Below are 20,360 nucleotides of genomic sequence, written 5' to 3'. Positions count from 1 at the left end.
TCCAGCACCTCCGACTTNGGGGTTGGAGATCGACTCCCCGAAGAACAGCTTGGTGTTGGGCTGCACCGCCGCCCGCCACGACTCGACGTCGTTGGCGTCGGCCACGAAGCTCACCTGGATGCCGAACTTCGGCAGCGTGTGCTTGAGCAGGTTGTAGGTGCCGCCGTAGAGGCTGGGGCTCGCCACGACGTGGTCCCCCGCCTCGGCGATGTTGAGGATCGCCAGCGTCTCGGCCGCCTGCCCGGAGGCGACGAGCAGGGCGCCGACACCTCCCTCGAGCGAGGCGACCCGCTGCTCGACGGCGTCCTGCGTCGGGTTCATGATCCGGGTGTAGATGTTGCCGAACTCCTTGAGCGCGAACAGGTTCGCCGCGTGCTCGGTGTCCTTGAAGACGTAGGAGGTCGTCTGGTAGATCGGCAGGGCGCGAGCCCCGGTGGCCGCGTCGGGCTCCTGCCCCACGTGGACCTGGCGGGTCTCGAACGACCAGTTGGCGTTGCTCATCTCGGTGACCTTCACTCTCGTGGCCGCGACAGCGCGGCGTCGGCGTGGTCCGTCGCCGACGGTGGAGTGGTGCAGGTCGCCACCGTCGAGGACGGTGCGGGACACCTGGGTGTCGCTGGGCCTCCCGCGCTTGCGCACGGCAGGTGCCGTGCGCCTGGTCCTCACCCGGGGCACCCCACCGCGGAGGAGGGTTGCCGGCCAGCGAGCCGGGGCTTGACGCTGGCGCTCATGACCTGTGACGAGGGTATGCCGCGTCGTCACCGACGCGGCATACCCGTCTCTCATGGCGGACCGGGCGGTCCGCACCGTGGGCGGCCCGTCAGGGCAGCATCCAGCCCAGCACCGACGTGGACTGGAGGTAGACCAGCACGCACATGAAGGCGAGGAAGCCCAGGCTCCAGCCGACCACGCGCCGGAACAGGTCGCCCTCGCGACCGGAGAGGCCGACGGCGGCCGCGGCGATGGCGAGGTTCTGCGGCGAGATCATCTTTCCCAGGACGCCGCCGGAGGAGTTGGCCGCGGCCATGAGCGCGGGGCTGAGCCCGACGTCCTTGGCCGCCGAGACCTGCAGCGCGCCGAAGAGCGAGTTGGAGGAGGTGTCGGACCCCGTCACCGCGACGCCGAGCCATCCGAGGATCGGTGACAGCACGGCGAACGCCGCCCCCGCGCCGGCCATCCACGACCCGAGCGAGGCGGTCTGGCCCGAGGCGTTCATGACGTAGGCAAGACCGAGGACCGCCATGACCGTGAGGATCGCCGAGGCGAGCTGGCGGTAGGTCGCGCCGTACGCGGTGAGCGCCTTGCGCGGCGAGATACCGATGGCCGGGATGGTCAGCAGGCCCGCGATGAGCATGAGCGTGCCTGCGGCGTTGAGCCAGTTGAGCTTGAACACCGGCAGGGTGGAGTCCTTGCCCGAGGCCGTCTTGAGGCCGTCGAGGCCGGGCCAGTGGAAGGCCTTGCTGGGGGCGTCCAGCAGGTCCTTGACGCCGGGCAGCTGGGCGACGATGAACAGCGCGATGATGATGAGGTACGGCGCGTAGGCGCGGACCACGTCGGCGGTGCTGTCGGTCCGGTTCGCATCCCGGGACGCGAGGTCGCCGGCCGTCGTCGTGGGGACGGGCTCGTCGTGCCGGTGGTCGCGCGTCCGGTGCCCACCGGCTCCGGTGGCGCCGCCGCGGGCAGCAGCGCGGGCCGAGCCACCGCTGCGGGCGCCGACGAGGTCGTCGTCGGTCTCGGTCTCGACGTACGCCGTCGCGGGCTGCCAGACACGCAGCAGCAGCACGACCGCAAGAGCACCGACGAGCGCGGCGACGATGTCGGTGAGCTGGGTGGACAGGAAGTTTGACGTCGCGAACTGCGCCAGCGCGAACGCCACACCGCAGACCAGCGTGGCCGGCAGGGTCGCCCGCACCCCCTTGCCCTTGTCGACGATGTAGACGAGGGCCATGGGCACGAACACGCCGAGCAGCGGGGTCTGCCGGCCGACGATCTGCGCCAGGTGGTGCTCGGACTGGCCGCTGACGGTGGCCAGGGTCGTGATCGGCACCGCGAGGGCACCGAACGCGACGGGGGCGGTGTTGGCGACGAGCGCGACCACGGCGGCCTTCATGGGTCGGAAGCCGAGCGCGATCAGCATGACGCTGGTGATGGCCACCGGCGTGCCGAAGCCGGCCAGCGCCTCGAGCAGCGCACCGAAGCAGAACGCGATGATGACCGCCTGGATCCGCTGGTCGTCGCTGACCTTGGCGAACGAGCGCCGCAGGACGTCGAAGTGCCCCGTCTCGACGGTCATGTTGTAGAGCCAGATCGCGTTGATGACGATCCACAGGATCGGGAAGAAGCCGAAGGCCGCGCCCTCGAGCCCCGACGAGACCGCCTTCCCGACCGGCATGGAGTAGGCAGCCACGGCCACGACGAGGGACACCGCGAGGGAGACGAGGGCGGCCTTCCACGCGGCCAGGCGCAGCACGCCCAGCAGGACGAACAAGGTCAGCAGGGGCAGCATCGCGACGAGCGCGGTGATCGTCAGGGAGCCGGCGACGGCGTCGAGCACGGGTCTGTACATGGTGGTCACCTCGGGGTGGGAGGGCGGTGGGACTGCATGGACGGTGCACGTCGGTGGACGTGGGGCTGTCGTGCCTGCAGGGTCGTGGGCTCAGCCCGTCTCGCGCCTCCTGTCGGCGCCGAAGACGTCGGGCGACCGCCCGCGGATCGAGGCGTCGAGCACCTCGACCGTGTGCGCCATCGGCAGTGCCGTGCCGGCACGCTCGAGTGCCGAGGCGACCTGCATGAGGCACCCCGGGTTGGCGGTCACCAGCAGGTCGGCCCCGGTCGCGAGCACGTTGCGGGCCTTGCGGTCGCCGAGCTCACGGGCGGGTTCGGGGTTGAGGAGGTTGTAGACCCCGGCGGAGCCGCAGCACAGGTCCCCCTCGGCGATCTCCCGCACCTCCAGGCCCGGTATGCCGCGCAGCAGCTCACGGGGCTGGCGCCGGACGCCCTGGGCGTGGGAGAGGTGGCAGGCGTCGTGGTAGGCGACGGTCACCGGCAGCGGGTGCCGCGGTGCGACCGTCCCCACCTCCGCGAGCAGCTCGCTGACGTCGCGGACGCGCGCGGCGAACCCGCGGGCCCGGTCGGCGTACGCCGCGTCGTCGGCGAGCAGCTCGGCATACTCCTTCATCGCCGAGCCGCACCCGGCGGCGTTGACGACCACGGTCTCAACCCCGGTCGACTCGAAGGTGTCGATGAGCTCACGGGCGAAGCGCCGCGCCTCTGCCTCGCGGCCGCTGTGGCCGGAGAGGGCGCCGCAGCAGCCCTGCCCGGCCGGTGCCACCACGTCGAATCCCTCCGCAGCCAGCACGCGCGCGGTCGCCGCGTTGACCCCCGGGAAGAACTCGCGCTGGACGCAGCCGAGGAGCATGCCCACGGTGCCGCGCCTGGTGCCCCGGGCGGCGACCCGCTCCGGCACCGGCTGGGGACGGCCCAGCCGTGGGGCGAGCGCCTCCATGCTGGCCAGCTGGGGTGAGAGCCGCTCGAGGAGGCCGCTGCGGCGCAGCAGCCTCGACAGGCCGGTCCGCTGGTGCAGGCGCAGCGGTCCCCGCAGGGCCCGCAGCCGTCGGGGGTAGGGGAACAGCGCGAAGATCGCCGACCGCAGCGCGCGGTCGGCGCGGCTGCGCTCGTGCCGTCGCTCGACCTGCGCGCGGGTGGCGGTGATGAGGTGGTCGTACTGCACCCCGGACGGGCAGGCCGTCACGCACGCCATGCAGCCCAGGCAGGCGTCGAAGTGCTCGACCATCGAGTCGGTCATCGGCTCGCCCTGCAGCCCCTCGTTCATGAGGTAGATCCGGCCCCGCGGCGAGTCCATCTCCTCGCCCCAGAGGACGTAGGTGGGGCACGACGGCAGGCAGAAGCCGCAGTGCACGCAGTCGCTGACGAGCTCGGCCGAGGGCGGGCGGTGGTCGTCGAACGCCGGCTCCCCCGGCTGCACACCCGTGAGCGACAGCCGGGCGTCGGTGCCCAGCGTGCCTGCGGGCGAGGACACCGGGGGTTCGGGTGGCGAGGTGGTCACGCTAGATCCCTCCGACGAAACGGCCGGGGGCCAGCAGCCGCCCGGGGTCGAACTGCGCCTTGACCGCCTGCATCAGGGACAGGCCGCCGACCGGCCCCCAGGGGTCGACGAAGTCGGTGGTGCCGGGCGGCCCCTCGAGCAGGACCACCGAACCACCGAAGCCGGGTGCGGACGCGCGCAGGGCCGTCGTGAACGCGGCAACCTCGTCGGCGCCACCCCCCACCGCGACCGTGGCCGTGCCCACCGCGACCGACCCCCGCAGGGCGGCGCGGCAGCCCGACACTGACTCCGCGCGCGCGAGGGCGTCGAGCAGCTTCGACAGGGCGGCGAGCTCGTGGGTCACCTTGAGCAGGGCGTCCTGGTCATCGGCGCCTTCCCCGCCCGCGACCGGCTCGCGCCCCCACCAGGCCGGGGGCTCCTGCTGCCGCTGGGCGCCGTGCCCGAGCAGGGCGGCGACCTCGGCGGCGCGGTCGTCGAGCCCTTCGGGGTGGCCCTCGAGCAGCACCGAGACGACGGCGTCGCCCCCGCCCACCGGCCGGTCGAGCTCCACGGCCGACGGGACGACCTGGCTGTGCACCAGCGACCGCACGACCTCGCGCAGGACCACCTGGCTCATCGGCGCGCCGGTCACCCAGGTGCGCCCAGCCGGCACCGGGTGCAGCCGGAACGCCACCTGCGTGATGACGCCGAGCGTGCCCCAGGAGCCGGTGAGGAGCTTGCCGAGGTCGTAGCCGGCGACGTTCTTGACCACCTTGCCGCCGCTGTGGGCCACGACGCCGTCGGCCCGGACGATGGTCATGCCGATGACCAGGTCGCGGACCGCGCCGTGGGCCAGCCGCATCGGTCCGGTGGCCGCGGTCGCGACCGCACCACCGACCGTGCCGGAGCGCGCCGGGTCGACGCCGAGGCGCTGGGACGCCCCGGCGAGGTCGTCCTGGAGGTCGCTGAGCCGCCGTCCCGCGCCGACGACGGCGATGAGGTCACCTGCGGCGTGCTCGACCAGCGTGTCGAGACCGCTCGTGTCGAGCACGACGTCGAGCCGCTCGGGGTCGTGGCCCCACGCGAGCTTGGTGCCGGCACCCCGGACGACCACGGCGAGGTCGTGCTCCGTCGCCGAGTGCAGCACCGCCGAGACCTCCTCGGTGGAGGTGGGGCGCACGACCCAGCGCGGCGCCGTGGCACCCACGAGGTCGGTGTCGGTGGCGTCCTCGACGCGGCCGGCGCACGCCCTGACGAGCGCCTCGCGCGCGGCTGCGGTGACGGTGCCCGCCATCAGAACACCTCCGCCACGCCGGCCTCCGCGAGCGGGTGGACGCCCTGGTGCCGGCCCGGGCGCTCACCGCAGAGCCTCGGTGTGGGGAAGACCTTGCCGGGGTTGGAGATCGATGACGGGTCGAAGGCGCAGCGGACCAGCTGCATGGTGTCGAGGTCGTCGTCGGTGAACATCCGGGGCATGTACTTCGCCTTGTCCGACCCGACACCGTGCTCGCCGGTGATGGACCCCCCGTGCTGGATGCACAGGTCGAGGATCGCTCCCGAGACCTCCTCCGCCCGTTCGGACTCCCCCTCGACGCTGTCGTCGAAGAGCACGAGCGGGTGCAGGTTGCCGTCACCGGCGTGGAAGACGTTGGCGACGCGGACGCCCGACTCGGCCGACAGCCGGGCAATGCTGCTGAGGACCTCCGGCAGCGCTGTCCGGGGGATGACCCCGTCCTGGACGATGTAGTCGGGGCTGATCCGGCCCACGGCCGCGAAGGCCGACTTGCGGCCCTTCCAGAACAGGGCGCGCTCTGCGTCGTCGGCGGCGATCCGGATCTCGAACGCCCCGTGCGCCCGGCAGTGCCCCTCGACCTCCTCGAACACCTGCTGGACGTCGGAGGCCGGGCCGTCGATCTCGACGATGAGCACCGCCCCGGCTCCCTCGGGGTAGCCGCACTGCACCGCCGCCTCGGCCGCCTCGATGGCCAGCGCGTCCATCATCTCGATGGCCGCGGGGATGACCCCGGCCCCGATGACGGCCGACACGGCCGCTCCGGCCTGGTCGGTCCCTGGGAACGCCGCGAGCAGGGTGCGCACGTCGGCCGGGGTGCGGGTCAGGCGCACCGTCGCGGCGGTGACGACGCCCAGCGTGCCCTCGGAGCCGACGAGCGCGCCGAGAAGGTCGTAGCCCGGGGCGTCGGGCGCCTTCCCCCCGATCTGCTCGACCTCCCCCGTCGGTGCCACCAGCTCGAGCCCGGTGACGTGGTTGCTGGTGAAGCCGTACTTGAGGCAGTGCGCCCCGCCGGAGTTCTCCGCGACGTTGCCGCCGATCGAGCAGACCTGCTGGCTCGAGGGGTCCGGCGCGTAGTAGTAGCCGTCGGCCCGGGTGACGTCGCTGAGCTGCAGGTTGATGACGCCGGGCTCGACGACGGCGCGCTGGTTGTCGCGGTCGACCTCGAGGATCCGGCGCATCGTCGACATCACGATGAGCACGCCGTCGGCGTGCGGCAGCGCGCCTCCCGACAGCCCGGTGCCCGAGCCGCGGGCCACGAAGGGGACGCGCTGGGCGGCGCACTCCCGCACCACCGCGGCGACGTCCTCGGTCGAGGCGGCGAGGACGACGACAGCCGGCACGACGCGGTACTGCGCGAGCCCGTCGCACTCGTAGGTGCGCAGGCGCTGGCGGTCGGTGATCACCGCCGCGTCACCCACCAGGGCGCGCAGCCGTGCTGCCAGGACGTCAGTGTCCATCGATCAGAACCGCCTCACCATTCCACATCGCGGAAACAGGCTTCTGCTGATCGGAGTTTATTTCCGGCATTGCGGACAGGTCAACGGTGCCGCTCAGCGGCGGCGTGGCGCCTCCTGTCCTCATCGCCGCTGGTCACGTGCTCGCGAACCGACGCAGCGCGACCGAGGTCGGCGCCGGTGCGCTCCACGGCCACCGACGTGACGTGCATCGGCAGCGAGGAACCGTCGGTGCGCAGGACGACGTCGAGGTCGTCGAGCCAGCGCCGGCGCGCCCAGGCGGTGGCGCGCACCTGCGCCTGCTCGGCCAGCCACGCCCGGGTCTGGGCCATGCCCCGCGGCCGGACCCGGTTGACCGCTGGCGCGGTGGTGGCAGTGGCCCTTGCCGTCTGGGCGCGACTTGAGCCACCACCCACACCGCCCAGGGCGCCACCCCGGGCCCCGCGCAGGTCGGCCAGCCGGCTGCGGGCGCCTGCGGCGAGGCGGTCGCGCGTGGTCAGGGCGGCGGCGCGACGCTCGGCCCGGGTGGTCGCGGCGCGCACGGCTTCCGCATTGGTCGCGCGTGCACCGGACTTGAGCAGGGGCGCCGCTCCCCCGGCCAGGGCGGCGCCCCCGCGCAGCAGCAGGTCGGTCGCGTCACCGTCACCGTAGGCGGCGAGCACGGTCCCGTCGGCCGCGAGCCGGACGCCCTCGGCCGCGGACGCCACGGGAGCGAGCACCTTGAGGGGCGGAGCCAGTGAGAGCGTGCCGGCGACCGCCGCCACCGCGCCGCCAGCCCGGCTCACCCCCGTCAACGCGTCGTAGACGGCGCTGTCGGCCAGGCCGTCGTCGAGCAGCGCGTGCAGGGTGGTGGCGCAGCGCCGGTCAGCCACCTCGAAGGCGTCCCAGGCGAGCTGGTGCCGTCGGCGGGCTTCCTCCACCCGTTCGCCGTGGGCCACCATCTCCGCACGGTGCACGACTGCCGCGGCCCGCTCGGTGGGGTCCGGGCTGGCTTCGGCCAGGGCCATCCGGTCCCCCGCGGCCAGGAACGGGCCCCACTCCTCGGCGAGCACCCGCTGCGCCCAGGCCACCTCGGCCTGGGCCATGGCCAGCCCGTCCGCCAGCCCCCGCAGCGCCGACGCCGCGACGCCGTACCGGTTGGCCACCGCGGCCAGCACCGCAGGCACCGCGCCCACCCGCCGGGCGAAGGCGCTGCCTGCCGGGCTCGACCAGCCGACCAGACCCGGGTCGCCGAGGCCGCCCACCGTCCGGCCGAGGGCGGCGACCCCCTCCCCCTGCCGCGCGAGGACGTCCGCCAGCGCGCGCACCTCTACCGGGTCCCCCGGCAGCGGGGCCAGGGCTCGCGGCTGCACAGCCCGCGCGACGTCCGCGGTCACGGGGCGTCACCGCCTGCGCCGGCGAACAGCGACGCCGCGTCCTGCTCGACCTCGACGTAGACGGCCCCCGCCCGGCGCAGCGACGCCCCGAGCTCGTCGAGCCTCCGCCCGAGGAGCAGCCGCTGGTGCTCGAAGTCCCCGAGCACCCCGGCGAGCGCGCCCCGCGACCGGCCGTGGCCCAGCGCCCAGGCCCGGGACGCGGCGCTGTCGGCGCACCAGGCGAGGTCTGCGGCCACGTGGCCCATCGACTCCCCCAGCGCGACCAGCTCGTCACCCGCCACCTCGATCCTCATGCCCGGAAGGCTAGGCGGGCGCCCGGACACCGCCCACCGGTTGTCCACAGGGCCTCCAAGGCCACCACTGGCCCACCCCTGGCCCACCCCTGGCCCACCCCTGGGCCGCTCCGAGGCCGCTCCGAGGCCGCTGCGAGGCCGCTCCGGGGCCGCTGCGGACATGGTCCCGGCGTGGCGGGTGTCAGCGGGCCGTGTTTGCATGGGCCTCATGACGATTCAGGGTGAGTACGTCCCCAGCACCGCCCAGTGGGTCCGCGACCAGGTCGAGCAGATCGAGGCGAAGGGCACGACCCGCGCGGTCAGCATCCAGGACCGGCCGGTCGTGATGCTCACGATGCTCGGCATCTCCGGCAAGGTCCGCAAGGTGCCTCTCATGCGGGTCGAGCACGACGGCGTCTACGCCGCAGTCGCGAGCAAGGGCGGAGCGCCCGAGCACCCCGCGTGGTACGCCAATGTGCGCAGGAACCCGGTCCTCGACCTGCAGGACGACGAGCGCACCTGGACCGTGCGGGCCCGCGAGATCGAGGGCGAGGAGCGCGAGGTCTGGTGGGAACGCTGCGTCGCCGCCTTCCCGCCCTACGCGGAGTACCAGACCAAGACGGACCGCCTGATCCCGGTCTTCCTGCTCGAGCCGGTCGAGGCCTAGGCCCAGTCGGGGCTGCTCCGGGCTGTCCGGCGCAGCCAGAGGAGCCCGAGCACCGGGAGGACGAGCGGCACGTAGCCGTAGCCCGACCCGAAGTGCGACCACACCGTCTTGTCCGGGAAGGCGTCCTTGGCCACGTAGGACGACAGGCCGACCACGAGCACCCCGGCCAGTTCCACCGAGATCGCGACAAGGGCCACCCTGCGCGACGTCCGGTCGCCCCGGGCCAGCGCGACGGTGGCCACGACGTAGATGACGGCGGCCACGGCCGACAGGCCGTAGGCGAGCGGCGCCCGCGAGAAGTACTCGGTGATCTGCAGGACCGAGCGCCCCGTCGCGGCGAGGGCGAGCAGGCCGTAGACGGCGACGAGGACGACGCCGGGCCCGGAGCGGGTCGAGCGTGGCGCGTCGTGGTCGGAGGCGGGGGTCACCTCAGCCACCGAGGTTCCAGATCTGCTGCAGCCGCGCGGTCATCACGGCGACGGCGAAGGCTGCCACCGCGACCACGCCCATGGACCAGCGCGTCTTCTCCTTGAGGGAGAGGAACACCGCCACCGGCGGCAGGAACGGCAACGTCAAGGCGTACGCCGCGAAGGTCGCCGTCTCGGCGTCGTCACCCGGCACCGAGCCGAGGTGGACGAGCGCCACGACGGCCTGGACCAGCACCCCCAGCTCGAGCACCGCCCCGACGAGCAGCAGGCGGTCGTCGACGAGCCGCGACCGCGCGGCGTACCAGCCGGACAGCGCCAGCAGGAGCAGGGCCGCCACGAACACGATCACGGTCAGGGGTAGGAGCACAGCGGGAAGCGTACGCGAGCAGCACCGTCGCCCTGCGGGCCGGGAGCCGACCTAGCCGGTGGTCACCGGGGTGGGCAGCGGAGACTCCGCGAGCGACCCGCTCGTGGGTGACGGAGCCGGGGTCGACGTGCCTCCTCCCTTGGGCGGGGAGGTCTTCGGCGACGACGTCTTCGAGGGCGAGCCCTTGACCGGCGCCGTCTTCGAGGGGGCGGACTTGGTCGGCTTGGGGGCGCTGCCCTTGGAGGTCGGCGAGTTGGGGTTGGGCGTCTTGGTCGTCGTGGTCGAGGTGGTCGACGGGTCGGGGGTACCCGTCGTCGTGCCCTCGGTCGTCGAGGTCGTGGCCGGTGTGGGCGCGGTGGTCGTCGTGGGCGACCCCGTGCCGGACGGCGTGCCGGAGGAGTGCGTCGTCTTGGGCCCCTTGGCGGTGGGGACGATGGTCGTCGGCACCGTGACGGGTGCCCCGGGCGCGGTCGCCAGGACCGTCACGCAGTAGCCGTCGACCCGGTCGGCGCCACCGGCCGCGGCCGCGAGGTTGCGGAAAGCGACGGAGGACTGGCGGGAGGCGCCCCTGCTCTTGTCGGCCGCCCAGGCGCGGCACAGCCCCAGTGCGGGGCTGGCGGGGGCCGTCGGTCCGACGGTGGAGCCGTGCCCGGTGCGCGAGGCGCTGGCGCTGCCGGTGCGTGACGCCGGGACACCGTGGCGGGTCGGCGCAGGCGCCCCGATGGTGTCGTGCATGACCTTCTGGACGGGGTCCGGCAGGGCACCGACGTAGGCCGCGGCGCCGATGCCGCCGAGCGACATCGCCGATGCCGACAGCACCGCGATGCCGAGCAGCGCGGTCCGGGAGCGGCCGGCGGCGTTGGCGATGCCGTGGCTGCGCGCCGCGGTGCGGGAGGAGCTCGTGAGCACGCTGCCGAGGGCGACCACCCTCGTGCGCGGAACCGACCACGCCGGCGGCCGGGGGATGCTGCGGAAGGCTGCCGTGGCGACCCGCTCGTCGGCGAGCTCGGCCGCCGTCGCCGGGGCGGCGAGCGACCAGGACAGGAGCTCGGCGTCGGCACCGACCCGCTCGAGGGCGCGGGCCTCGGACCGCTGCACGGTCGCCACGTCTGCTCCGACCACGTCGGACACCGACTGCACGGGGAGACCACCTCCGAGCCGCAGCATCAGGATCTCGCCCTGGCCGAGGGGCAGGGCGCGCAGTGCGGCGATGGTGTCGCCGAGCCCGCGGTGCGCCGGGTCGCCCGCGATGTCGTCCTCGACGAGGTCCTCGGCCTCGATCGCGTCGCCACCGGGCAGGTTGCCACCGGGCAGCGGGACACCGGGCAGGGCCGTGACCGACCCCCACCCGTGGCGCAGGCTGCTCTCCTCCGCCCGCATCCGGGTGCAGGCGAGGATCCACACACGCCAGGCGAGCTCGTCGCCAGTGAACCCCGGCAGCCCACGGACCACCGTGATCCAGCCCTCGCAGGCTGCGTCGTAGGGGTCGTCGACGCCGATGACCCGCAGGTAGCGCACCATCAGGGGGTTGGCATCGCCCCAGAGCCGGGTGAAGGCAGCTTCGTCCCCGGCCTGGGCGTCACGCAGCGTGCGTGTGAATGCGGTCCCCAGCACCAGTCCAGTATCCGTCCTGTGTGCGGCCTGTGGCCTCGTCCGTTCGGGCTGTTCCCAGTGAGTACTGCTGCGGAGCCGGTCAGGCGGTCCGGCGCTCGAACGTCACGAGCACGCCCTCGGTCCCGCCGGGGCCGACGCGCCCCTTGACCTCCACGGCCGTGACGGCCTTGAGCTGCCAGCCCTTGCCGGCCCACTCGTTGAGCACCTTCTCCAGCTTGTCGGCCGACATCTTGCCGCCGATGAGGCCTTCACGGACCTGGACCACCTTGTACTCGTACATGGCGGCAGCCTAGATCGACCCGAGGGCTGCGGGCAGGGTCCGCGAGGCGGCCACGCCGGGGCGCATCCGGGTCAGGCGGCCTCGAGGGGGTGGGGCATCGGTGCCACGCCGTCGGGCGAGGCGAGGTGGAACCCCAGCAGCCGGACCCCGTGGCGGCTGCAGGCCTCGACCGTCGCCCGGTGCCAGCGCCTGTCGTGGTCGGTGGGCAGCAGGCCGCGACGCCGGCCCCGGCCGACCAGCAGGGCACCGTCCCTCTCGCCGACGAACGGCAGGACGAGGTCGAGCAGGCGCAGCAGCTCGTCCTCCCCTGCGCCCTCGGGGAGGTCGGTGACCACGATGGGCTGGATGCCGCGGTCGCCGTCGTCGCACACCATGAGCCCCACTGCGCCTGCGCGGCGCTCGTCGATGCCGACCATGAGGTCGACGACGTCGGCCTGCACAGCCACGTCGGTGAGCGGGGTGGTCCTGATGTCGTCCGGGAGGTCCTGGTAGGTCATGACCGGCATGCTGCCCCGAACCGCACTGGACGCCGTCGGGTTATCCCCAGCCCCCTCGTCCCTTTCCCGGCGGGGCATCGGACGAACGGTGGGTAGACGCGCCAATGCGACCCGGTGGCCGGCAGCGCTCAATACCGTCCCGTGCCGTGGACACCGACCGACTGACCTCCCCCCAGCCGAGCGTGCCCGCTGTCGGCACCCGGTCGCATTCGCGCGCGGTCGCCCGGCAGGCGGACCTGCTGGTCAACCGGCTGCTCGCGATCAAGGCGATGGGGGCCCTGGCTGCCGAGCTGCAGGGGCTCGAGGGCCTCGTGCCGCCGGTCGGCGGGCAGGCCTAGGCGCCCTCGACCGCCATCTCCCCCAGCTCGGACCAGCTGGTGCCCTCGACGGTCGTGTTGACGATCTTGGGGGTCGCGCTGAGGTAGCGCGGCAGCTCGCGCGTCGCCGTGGCGAAGTGGTCCGACTGCACGTGCGCGGCACCCGCCGCGTCGTCCCGGAACGCCTCCACGAGGACGTACTCGTGCGGGTCGTCGACGCTGCGTGACCAGTCGAACCAGAGGCAGCCCTCCTCCGCCCTGCAGGCCTGCGTGAACTCACGGCTCAGCTCGGGCCACGCGTCCGCGTGCTCGGGCTTCACGGGGAACTTGGCGGTGATGAAGATCAAGGGTCTGCTCCTCGGCGGGGGCGGTGGGACTGCGGTCGTCACCACCCTGCCACGGCGGCGCCGGTGAGGGCCTCGTGGGCGCGGTCGGGGCCGGGTGAGGCCTGCAGGGACGACGCAACGGCTCGCACGCGCTCGGCCGTGGCGGCATCGCCCAGGAGGGCGGCCAACGCCTCGCGCAGGTTCGCGGTGGATGCCGTGTTGGGGTCGAGAACCGTTGCGAGCCCTGCACTTTCGAGCGAGGCGGCTCCCGCGAACTGGTCGGTCGAGAAGGGCAGCACGAGCATCGGCACCCCGGCCGTGAGGGACTCGGTGACGCTGTTGTTGCCGCCGTGGGTCACCGCGAGTGCTGCCGACCGCAGGAGGGTGACCTGAGGCAGCGACTCCCTCACCAACCACGAGCCGGGCAGCGCGCCGAACGCCGCACGCGGGGTCGACCCGTGGGCCAGGGCGACCCGCACGTCGAGGCCCCGCAGCGCCTCCACGAGCCGCGCGAGCACGTCACCGCGCACGGACAGGAAGCTGCCGAGGCTGACGTAGACCAGCGGCGCGCCACTCCCTGCGACCCAGGCGTCGACGCCCGCGTCCGGGGCCTCGACCCGGACCGCGGAGCCGAGGAAGCGGTGCGACGGCAGCAGGGCGGTGCGCTGCGGGTCGTGCAGCGCCTCGGGGTAGTTGAGCAGGAGCACGTCACCGGTCACGGCGAACGCGTCCGCGACCTCGGGGACACCCGGTGAGAGGACCCGGGCCGCGGCGTTCCACTCGTCGGTGAACGCGTCGCGGACCTCCTCGCACACCGTACGGAGCCCTGCCAGGGCGTCGGGGTTCGGCACCAGGGCGCGGGGGAAGGTCGGTGGGCACCCGTAGACCTCGTCGCCGACCGGCAGTGCCGTGGGGTGGCCGAGGACCACGTCGGCGTGGGGCACACCGACGCTCGCCAGGGCGAGCCTGGCGGAGAAGGCGAGGTGGTCGACCACGACGGCGTCCGGGCGGACCCGGTCGACCACGTCGAGCACCGCCCGCCCGACCTGCACCGGTTCCCAGAGCAGGTCGTCGCGACGGGCGCGCGCCTGGAAGAGCAGCGTCTCCACGGCTCCTCGTCGGGTGGCGTCGAAGAACCCGCGCAGCGCATCGTCCTCCCCGGTCGGCTGTTCCTCGGCGCGGATCACCCCGGGGTTGGAGCCACGGCCCAGCTGCAGGTGCTCCCGCTCGAACCCGAAGCCGCGCACGATGTCGTCGGTGGCCGGTCCGGTGGCGACCACGACGCGCTCACCGGCGGCCTGCCACGCGGTGGCGAGGGTGGCGAGCGGGTAGAGGTGGGAGGCGTAGTCGGGGCTGATGACCAGCAGCGTCACGACGCGGCACCGTTCGCCAAGCCGCTCGCCGGCTCCGTCGCCACCGCGCAGCCGCGGTGGTCATCCCCCTCGCAGACCGTGGGGGCCGCCCCAGTCGCCCGGCTGGAGGCTCCTGCGTAGACGCACGCGAGGGCGTCGGCCATGGTGTCGATGCTGAAGCGGTCGCGCAGGCTCGCCAGGGCACGCCGTTGCGCCATCAGGGTCTGCGGTGAACGCGCCAGGGCCAGCGCCTCGACCACCGCAGAGGCCAGCGCCTGCGCGGACGAGGTGTCGGTGAGGATGCCGGTGACACCGGGCTCCACGTACGTGGCCGGTCCCCCGCCGTCGGGCGCGACGACGACCAGGGAGGCGGCCATGGCCTCCAGGATGGCCAGACCGAACTCCTCCTTGAGGCTGGCGGACACGTAGACCCCGCCGGGCGCGCTGAGACCGGGCCGCCCGCGCAGGGTGGCGGCCAGCCACGTGGCGACCGTGTCGTGGGGCCGGTGCCCGGAGAGCAGGAGGCCGTGGGTGGCGGCCCGGTCACGCGGTACGGCGTCGAAGACCTGGCCGAGCTCGGCGGCCTCCTCCGGCGAGGGCGCCACCAGGTCGCCACCGACGACCAGCAGGTTGCAGGCGTCGTGGAGCTCGGGGGTGGTCGACCAGGCCCGCACCAGGGTCGCCATCCCCTTGACCCGGTTGAGCCGCCCGACCGAGATCGCGAGCGGCAGCCCGCGCCGCTCCTCGGGAAGCGTGGCGAGCAGGGCGTCGAGCTCGTCGAGCTCGGCAGGCGCCCGGCGCGAGGAGCCTGCGGCAGTCGCCGCCTGACGGAGGGCGGCGCCGGCGCGGTCCACGGCCCGGAAGTCGATGCCCTCGGCCACGACCGTCGAGCGCGCACGCTCGCGGCTCCGGTCCAGGTCGACGCCCAGCAGCTCACGGGTGTCGCGGGCGAGGTCCGGCCGGGGGAACAGCACGAGCTGCTCAGCACGCTCGGCGAGGTCGCGCACGAGCCGGTCGCGGTAGGCGAGGTGCTCAACCGCGTCGGCCTCCGCGAACGTCGCGCGGGTCAGCGTGCCCGCCGCCTCCCGGCGTGCGAGCACCACGTGCGGGTCGGGGGCGAGCGTGAAGACCACGGGCACACCGAGCTCCGCTGCCGCCTCGGCGGCGGCCAGCGAGCCGACATCCGCCATCCGCAGGTGGATCGCGTCGACCCGGCCGGCGGCCTGCAGGATCCGGCGCACCCCACGGCGTACGGCGACGCGGTGCACCCACGCGTCGGCCATCCCCACTGGCGGCCCCCACAGGGGCACCGGGGCGTAGTGGTGACCCGGTGCGGCGAGGTCGGTGGGCACGGGCGCGCTGTCGGGGCCGCCCCGGGAGATGGTGATGACGCGGTCGACGCCGCGGTCGTCCTCGAGCAGGGCATTCCCCAGCTGGACGAGCAGGGTCGCGATGCCGCCGGTGTCCCCCTTGCCCGCACTGGTCAGCCGGCCGTCGATGTCGGCGTGGAGGAAGAGCTGGGCCACGGTCCGCCCCGCCCCGGGGCCGCCCCCGGAGCCCGTCACGTGTCGGCGCGGGGCCAGGCGTGGCGCGATGAACCGGTCCCCCAGCGCCGCGGCAGCAGCCAGGGCAGCCGGAGCCGGGAGCTGCGCAGGCTGCACCATGCCGACCAGCACCGCGGTCGCCGCATGGCCGGGGACCAGTCCGATCGTCTCGACGAGCCGGGTCGTCGCCGCGAGGTCGGCGCGTGAGGAGCCCACCCGCGCACGCTCCACCGTGCCGACGAGCACCTCGAGCACCCGATCCGGCGCCGAGGGGGCCCAGCGCTCGAGGGTCCGCTGGGCGAGCATGCCGGTGAAGCCCCCGGCGGCCACCAGCTCCACCAGGGGCTCGATCGCCCTGTCGAGGGGCGGCGCGTCCGCGAGGGCCCAGGCCGTGTGCTCGGTGGTGGAGGCAGTGCCGCTGTGGAGCAACGGGACCAACGTCTCCGCGTCAGGCTGGGGCAGGGCCGCGAGGGCGTGGATGGCGCCGAGCGCGACGACGCCGTCATCCGCCTCGTGCACGGCTGCGCGCAGCACCTCGAGGCTTGTCGCCTCGACATCACGGGCCGCGGCGAGGGCCAGGTCCTCCACCGCCCTCAGCCCGCGCAGGATCGACGGCGCGGAGCGCACGTCCTCGAGGGCGGCACGCACCGCTGCTGCAGGGTCGGACACGGCGGAGCTCGACCCTGCTGCACCTGCCACGGCTGCGTTCGACACGGCTGCGTTCGACACGGCTGCCGGCGTCGTCACGGCGACGTGCTCCCTCTTCACTCCTCGAGGCTAGGTCGGGCCCCGGCTCGCCGCACTCCAGGCGAGCCCCCAGGGGGTGAAGAGGAGGTGAACGTCGCGAGGAGCTCGCTCATGGCGTTCTCGGCGGTACTTGACCGGAGCCATACCCGCGCCCCCGCGTGGCCAGCGCGACACGCCGTGGACAGATCGTCCGAACGGATGGTTCTCGCGGACGAGGGAGACATCGGGTCACAGCAGGTGACACCCTTCACTGGCGTCACACCTGCCCCTTTCGCCCTCCCCCCGGACTTCACTGATGCGACTGATCTCTGCTGCCCTCGCCGTTGCCCTCACGCCCGTCTTCGTGGCACTCCCGACGGTGTCCTTCGCCTCGACGGACGCGCCGCACCCGGTCCGCCCGTCGGTCGTCAGCACGCCCATCTCAGGGATCGACGCACCCGCCGCCGCGCGGGAGACCGCTCCCGGCCACCGCGGGCTCGCCCTCTCGGGCCATTCCCGCGCCGGCACCCGCGTCACCTCCGTGCTCACTGGCGAGCAGGCCCGCAAGCGCTTCACCGTCGCCGGCATCTCGTGGGCCGGCACCACCGACCTGACCGCCGACGACGTCACCGTCGAGGTGCGGCTCAAGGAGGACCAGGGCTGGACCGGCTGGGAGGCGCTGCCCGTCCCCGACGACGGACCGCAGCCCGGCACCCCCGAGGCGGTCGGTGCCCGGCTGGGTACGACGCCCATCGTCAGCGAGGGCGCGACCGGGATCCAGGTGCGGGTGGACACCCCCGACGGGCGCACCCTCCCCGACCTCAAGGTCACCACCATCGACCCCGGCACGTCCTCGGCGGACGACAACCTCACCCCCGCCCAGCCGGCGGGCAGCGCGTCGGCGGCCGCGATCCAGCCGACGATCATCACGCGGGCGCAGTGGGGCGCCGACGAGAGCCTGCGCGGCAGCAAGACGCTGAGCAGCACGGTCAAGGCCATCGTCATCCACCACACCGCCGGCACCAACGACTACACGCCGGAGACCGCGGCGGCCCAGGTGCGCGGCATCTACGCCTACGACACCCAAGGGCTCGGCTGGGCCGACATCGCGTACAACTTCCTGGTCGACAAGTGGGGACGTGTCTACGAGGGACGCGCGGGCTCGATCACCGAACCGGTCCGCGGGGCCCACGCCATGGGTTTCAACACCGACACCATGGGCATCTCCGCGATCGGCAACTACGAGACGGCGACCGCGCCCTCGGTCATGGTCGACTCCATCGCCAAGGTCGCGGGGTGGAAGCTCTCGCAGTACGGCGTGAGCCCCACCGCGACGACGCGCCTCACCTCCCAGGGCGGCACCGGCGCCAGGTACGCCGCCGGAGTCACCGTGACGCTGCCGACCATCAACGCGCACCAGAACACGTCCTACACGTTGTGCCCCGGCAAGTACCTCTACCCGCAGATGGACACCATCCGCACCAAGGCAGCCAACTACGCGCAGTACTCCAACACCGCAGGCGCGGTGCCCGTGGCGACCTCTCAGCTGTATGCCACCTACGGCTCGCTCACGTTGAAGACCGGTTCGACGGGCACTGCCGTGCGGGACCTGCAGACCGAGCTCAACCGTCGCGGCTACCCGGTCGGCACGGCCGACGGCGACTTCGGGCCCATGACGGCCAGCGGGGTGAGCGCCTTCCAGAAGGCGGCACAGCTCGCAGTCACCGGCACGGTGGCCTCCAACGACTGGAAGGCCCTGTCCGGCCTCGCGTACACGAAGCTCGCTCCCCCGGCGCCGACGGTCGTGACGCCCATCGCCGGCTTCAACGCCGACGGTCGCGGGGACGTGCTCGGCCGCACCGGCGCGGGTGACCTGTACTACTACCCGGCCGGCACCAGCACGATCGGGACGCCCGTGAGGATCAGCAGCGGCTGGGGGTCGTTCCGCCAGGTGGTCTCCCCCGGCGACTGGAACGGCGACCGGTTCTCCGACGTCATCGCCACGACCTCCGCTGGCGCCGTCTACCTCTACAAGGGCAACGGCAAGGGCGGCCTGCTCGCCGGGCGCACCCTCCTGTCGACCACGTGGGCGTCCTACGCCGACGTCCTGACACCCGGCGACTTCACCGGGGACAAGAAGCCGGACCTGTTGGCACGCAAGGCCAACGGTGAGCTCTGGCTCGTCGCGGGCAACGGCAAGGGCGGCTTCACCGGCACCTGGCGCAAGCTCGGGTACGGCTGGCAGACCTACACCCAGGTCGTCACGCCGGGTGACGTGACCGGCGACGGCAAGCCGGACCTGCTCGGGCGCACGCCCGCCGGAGGCCTCTACCTCCACGCGGGCACGGGCTCGACGACCGGCCCCGCCTACAAGGGCCAGAGCCGGATCTCTTACGGCTGGAAGGGCTACAACACCGTCTTCTCCACCGGCGACCTCACCGGCGACGGCCGCGCGGACCTCATCGCGCGCACCGCCGCCAACGCCAACACGGTCTTCCCCGGCACGGGCAAGGGCACGTTCACCACGGGCAAGGCCCTCAAGGCGCCGTGGGGCTCGACGACGATGATCGTCGGGGTGCGCTGACCTGTCCGACAGCGCATCCGGCGGGTGATCGGGAACGGCGATCAGCAATGTCTCCGGTGCCGCTGACAGCGGCTCCACCCCGGCCTAGCGTGAGGCCTGCCGGCGCCGAGGGACGTGCTGGTGGAGGCGCCTCGAGGACGAGGGGTTCGCTCCCTGATTCACCAGGGGCGGGAGCGACGCGCGGGAGGCGCCCCCAGCTCGTCCCTCGCGCCGGCTGCCTGTGCCACCGGCCTGCCTCGCCTCCAGCGACCTCACCTTCTCCCCCGGCAAACGCCCACAGCTCGGTTCACACGCCCCTGACCTGCGCAAACGGGTTGACGCGCCTCGGCTCTGGGGTGACCATGGGCCTTCGGGCAGCAGGTCAGGGCAGGGCAGGGCGCATGGAGCTTCGGCACCTCGAGGTGTTTCTCGCGGTCGTGGACCACCACGGCTTCCGGCGCGCCTCGGCCCACCTCTACCTCAGCCAGTCGGCGGTCTCCGCCCGCATCCACGAGCTCGAGCAGGAGCTCGGCGCGAGGGTGTTCGAGCGCAACCGCAAGGGCGCTGCCCTCACCGCGGTCGGTGCGGCCCTCGTCCAGCCTGCGCGACGAACCCTCGACAACGCCCGGGCGGTACGGCGCGGGGTCGAGCTCCTGGCCTACACCGGCCGCCTCACGCTCGGGGTGATGCCGGGTGGTGCAGCGGAGCTCACCCGCCCACTGCTGCTCGAGCTGGCCCGCCGCTTCCCGCGCGTCACCTTCACCTACCGGCCCGTGCCGATGACGGCCTGGCACGACGGCATCCTCGGTGAGGTCGACCTGCTGGTCACCCGCGAGCCCTTCCCGGGTTCGGAGGTCGTGGCGACCGAGCTGCTGCGGGAGGGCGTGGGCGTCGCGGTGCCGGCTTCGTTCTCCGAGGCCGACGCACACAGCCTCTCCCTCGACGACGTCATGGGTTGCCCGATGGTGCGCACCTCTGACGCGGTCCCGCGCGCGATCACCAGCCACTGGGGGCTCGAGCACCTCGCCAACGGCTTCAAGGCGCAGCGGCGCGGGNCCCGCCGCCGACGGCCCGCTGGAGACCTCCGACCGCGTCGAGGCCGGGTATGGCGTCGCCGTGGGTCCGGTGTCCGTCGCGCGGATGTACGGCAGCGGCGCCTTCAGGTTCGTCCCCGTGACGGGGGTGCCGGACTCGGCCGTGGCGCTGGTGTCCCGAGGCGACGACGAGCGCGAGCTCGT

18 protein-coding genes, 1 pseudogene and 1 riboswitch are annotated in these 20,360 nt (G+C 73.6%); of the genes and pseudogenes, 4 read left to right on the top strand and 15 right to left on the bottom strand.

From position 1 onward, the window contains the following. Positions 1-18: 18 nt before the first annotated feature. From ASG70_RS19950 to ASG70_RS10735, 7 genes are all read right to left on the bottom strand, one after another. Positions 19-501: PLP-dependent transferase (locus ASG70_RS19950; RefSeq protein WP_235531478.1), on the bottom strand; the 483-nt coding region annotated here is incomplete at its 3' end. A 121-nt stretch (positions 502-622) separates the two neighbouring features. Continuing rightward, a riboswitch (SAM riboswitch) is annotated at positions 623-735 on the bottom strand. A gap of 85 nt (positions 736-820) precedes the next feature. Continuing rightward, positions 821-2,566: an L-lactate permease gene (locus tag ASG70_RS10760; RefSeq protein ID WP_056883781.1), complete on the bottom strand. Its 1,746-nt coding sequence runs from the start codon at positions 2,564-2,566 to the stop codon at positions 821-823. Between the two features lie 90 nt (positions 2,567-2,656). Further along, positions 2,657-4,066 carry a (Fe-S)-binding protein gene (locus tag ASG70_RS10755; RefSeq protein ID WP_369818896.1) on the bottom strand — a complete coding sequence of 470 codons (1,410 nt, stop codon included), beginning with the start codon at positions 4,064-4,066 and terminating at the stop codon, positions 2,657-2,659. Position 4,067: 1 nt separating this feature from the next. Further along, positions 4,068-5,339, bottom strand: coding sequence for an FAD-binding oxidoreductase (locus ASG70_RS10750; RefSeq protein WP_082590476.1), 1,272 nt, complete (start codon positions 5,337-5,339; stop codon positions 4,068-4,070). Then, positions 5,339-6,796 (bottom strand): FAD-linked oxidase C-terminal domain-containing protein, encoded by a 1,458-nt coding sequence (locus ASG70_RS10745; protein WP_056883780.1) that lies wholly within the window; start codon positions 6,794-6,796, stop codon positions 5,339-5,341. The genes ASG70_RS10750 and ASG70_RS10745 overlap by 1 nt, the downstream gene beginning before the upstream one ends. Positions 6,797-6,876: 80 nt before the next feature. Next, positions 6,877-8,169, bottom strand: coding sequence for a hypothetical protein (locus ASG70_RS10740; protein WP_056883779.1), 1,293 nt, complete (start codon positions 8,167-8,169; stop codon positions 6,877-6,879). Next, positions 8,166-8,462 (bottom strand): hypothetical protein, encoded by a 297-nt coding sequence (locus ASG70_RS10735; RefSeq protein ID WP_056883778.1) that lies wholly within the window; start codon positions 8,460-8,462, stop codon positions 8,166-8,168. The genes ASG70_RS10740 and ASG70_RS10735 overlap by 4 nt, the downstream gene beginning before the upstream one ends. 208 nt (positions 8,463-8,670) lie before the next feature. On the opposite strand from ASG70_RS10735, the gene ASG70_RS10730 reads away from it, so the two are divergent. Then, positions 8,671-9,108 carry a nitroreductase family deazaflavin-dependent oxidoreductase gene (locus tag ASG70_RS10730; protein ID WP_056884152.1) on the top strand — a complete coding sequence of 146 codons (438 nt, stop codon included), beginning with the start codon at positions 8,671-8,673 and terminating at the stop codon, positions 9,106-9,108. Here the strand turns inward: ASG70_RS10730 and ASG70_RS10725 are convergent. From ASG70_RS10725 to ASG70_RS10705, 5 genes are all read right to left on the bottom strand, one after another. Further along, positions 9,105-9,536, bottom strand: coding sequence for a hypothetical protein (locus tag ASG70_RS10725; RefSeq protein ID WP_056884151.1), 432 nt, complete (start codon positions 9,534-9,536; stop codon positions 9,105-9,107). The genes ASG70_RS10730 and ASG70_RS10725 overlap by 4 nt on opposite strands. Position 9,537: 1 nt before the next feature. Continuing rightward, the gene (locus tag ASG70_RS10720; protein WP_056883777.1) at positions 9,538-9,903 is read right to left on the bottom strand and encodes a hypothetical protein; all 366 of its coding nucleotides are present in this window, start codon (positions 9,901-9,903) and stop codon (positions 9,538-9,540) included. Positions 9,904-9,954: 51 nt separating this feature from the next. Further along, a complete protein-coding gene (locus ASG70_RS10715; RefSeq protein WP_056883776.1) occupies positions 9,955-11,517 on the bottom strand; it encodes an RNA polymerase sigma factor in 1,563 nt (520 codons plus the stop codon). A 79-nt stretch (positions 11,518-11,596) separates the two neighbouring features. Next, positions 11,597-11,797 carry a DUF4177 domain-containing protein gene (locus tag ASG70_RS10710; protein WP_056883775.1) on the bottom strand — a complete coding sequence of 67 codons (201 nt, stop codon included), beginning with the start codon at positions 11,795-11,797 and terminating at the stop codon, positions 11,597-11,599. Between the two features lie 71 nt (positions 11,798-11,868). Beyond that, a complete protein-coding gene (locus tag ASG70_RS10705; RefSeq protein WP_156399934.1) occupies positions 11,869-12,294 on the bottom strand; it encodes a hypothetical protein in 426 nt (141 codons plus the stop codon). A gap of 146 nt (positions 12,295-12,440) precedes the next feature. Here ASG70_RS10705 and ASG70_RS10700 point away from each other — a divergent pair, with 146 nt between their 5' ends. After that, positions 12,441-12,632 (top strand): hypothetical protein, encoded by a 192-nt coding sequence (locus tag ASG70_RS10700; RefSeq protein ID WP_056883773.1) that lies wholly within the window; start codon positions 12,441-12,443, stop codon positions 12,630-12,632. On the opposite strand, the gene ASG70_RS10695 is transcribed toward ASG70_RS10700, so the two are convergent. The 3 genes from ASG70_RS10695 to ASG70_RS10685 are packed head-to-tail and all read right to left on the bottom strand — an operon-like array spanning position 12,629 to position 16,601. Continuing rightward, the gene (locus ASG70_RS10695) at positions 12,629-12,958 is read right to left on the bottom strand and encodes a putative quinol monooxygenase (protein WP_056883772.1); all 330 of its coding nucleotides are present in this window, start codon (positions 12,956-12,958) and stop codon (positions 12,629-12,631) included. The genes ASG70_RS10700 and ASG70_RS10695 overlap by 4 nt on opposite strands. A gap of 38 nt (positions 12,959-12,996) precedes the next feature. Beyond that, entirely contained in the window at positions 12,997-14,310 is a 1,314-nt protein-coding gene (locus tag ASG70_RS10690; RefSeq protein WP_056883771.1) for a glycosyltransferase, read from the bottom strand. After that, complete coding sequence (locus ASG70_RS10685; RefSeq protein ID WP_056883770.1) at positions 14,307-16,601, bottom strand: glycosyltransferase; 2,295 nt, start codon at positions 16,599-16,601, stop codon at positions 14,307-14,309. The genes ASG70_RS10690 and ASG70_RS10685 overlap by 4 nt, the downstream gene beginning before the upstream one ends. 274 nt (positions 16,602-16,875) lie before the next feature. Between ASG70_RS10685 and ASG70_RS10680 the strand changes: the two genes are divergently transcribed. Further along, positions 16,876-19,143: an FG-GAP-like repeat-containing protein gene (locus ASG70_RS10680; RefSeq protein ID WP_056883769.1), complete on the top strand. Its 2,268-nt coding sequence runs from the start codon at positions 16,876-16,878 to the stop codon at positions 19,141-19,143. 47 nt (positions 19,144-19,190) lie between these two features. Continuing rightward, positions 19,191-20,177, top strand: a pseudogene (locus ASG70_RS20390) (LysR family transcriptional regulator); the annotation flags it as partial. Positions 20,178-20,360: the final 183 nt, after the last annotated feature.

The organism is Phycicoccus sp. Soil748 (assembly GCF_001428025.1).
Taxonomy (GTDB): domain Bacteria; phylum Actinomycetota; class Actinomycetes; order Actinomycetales; family Dermatophilaceae; genus Pedococcus.
Note: the sequence above shows the minus strand (reverse complement) of the source record. Positions and strands in the feature narration are given on the sequence as shown.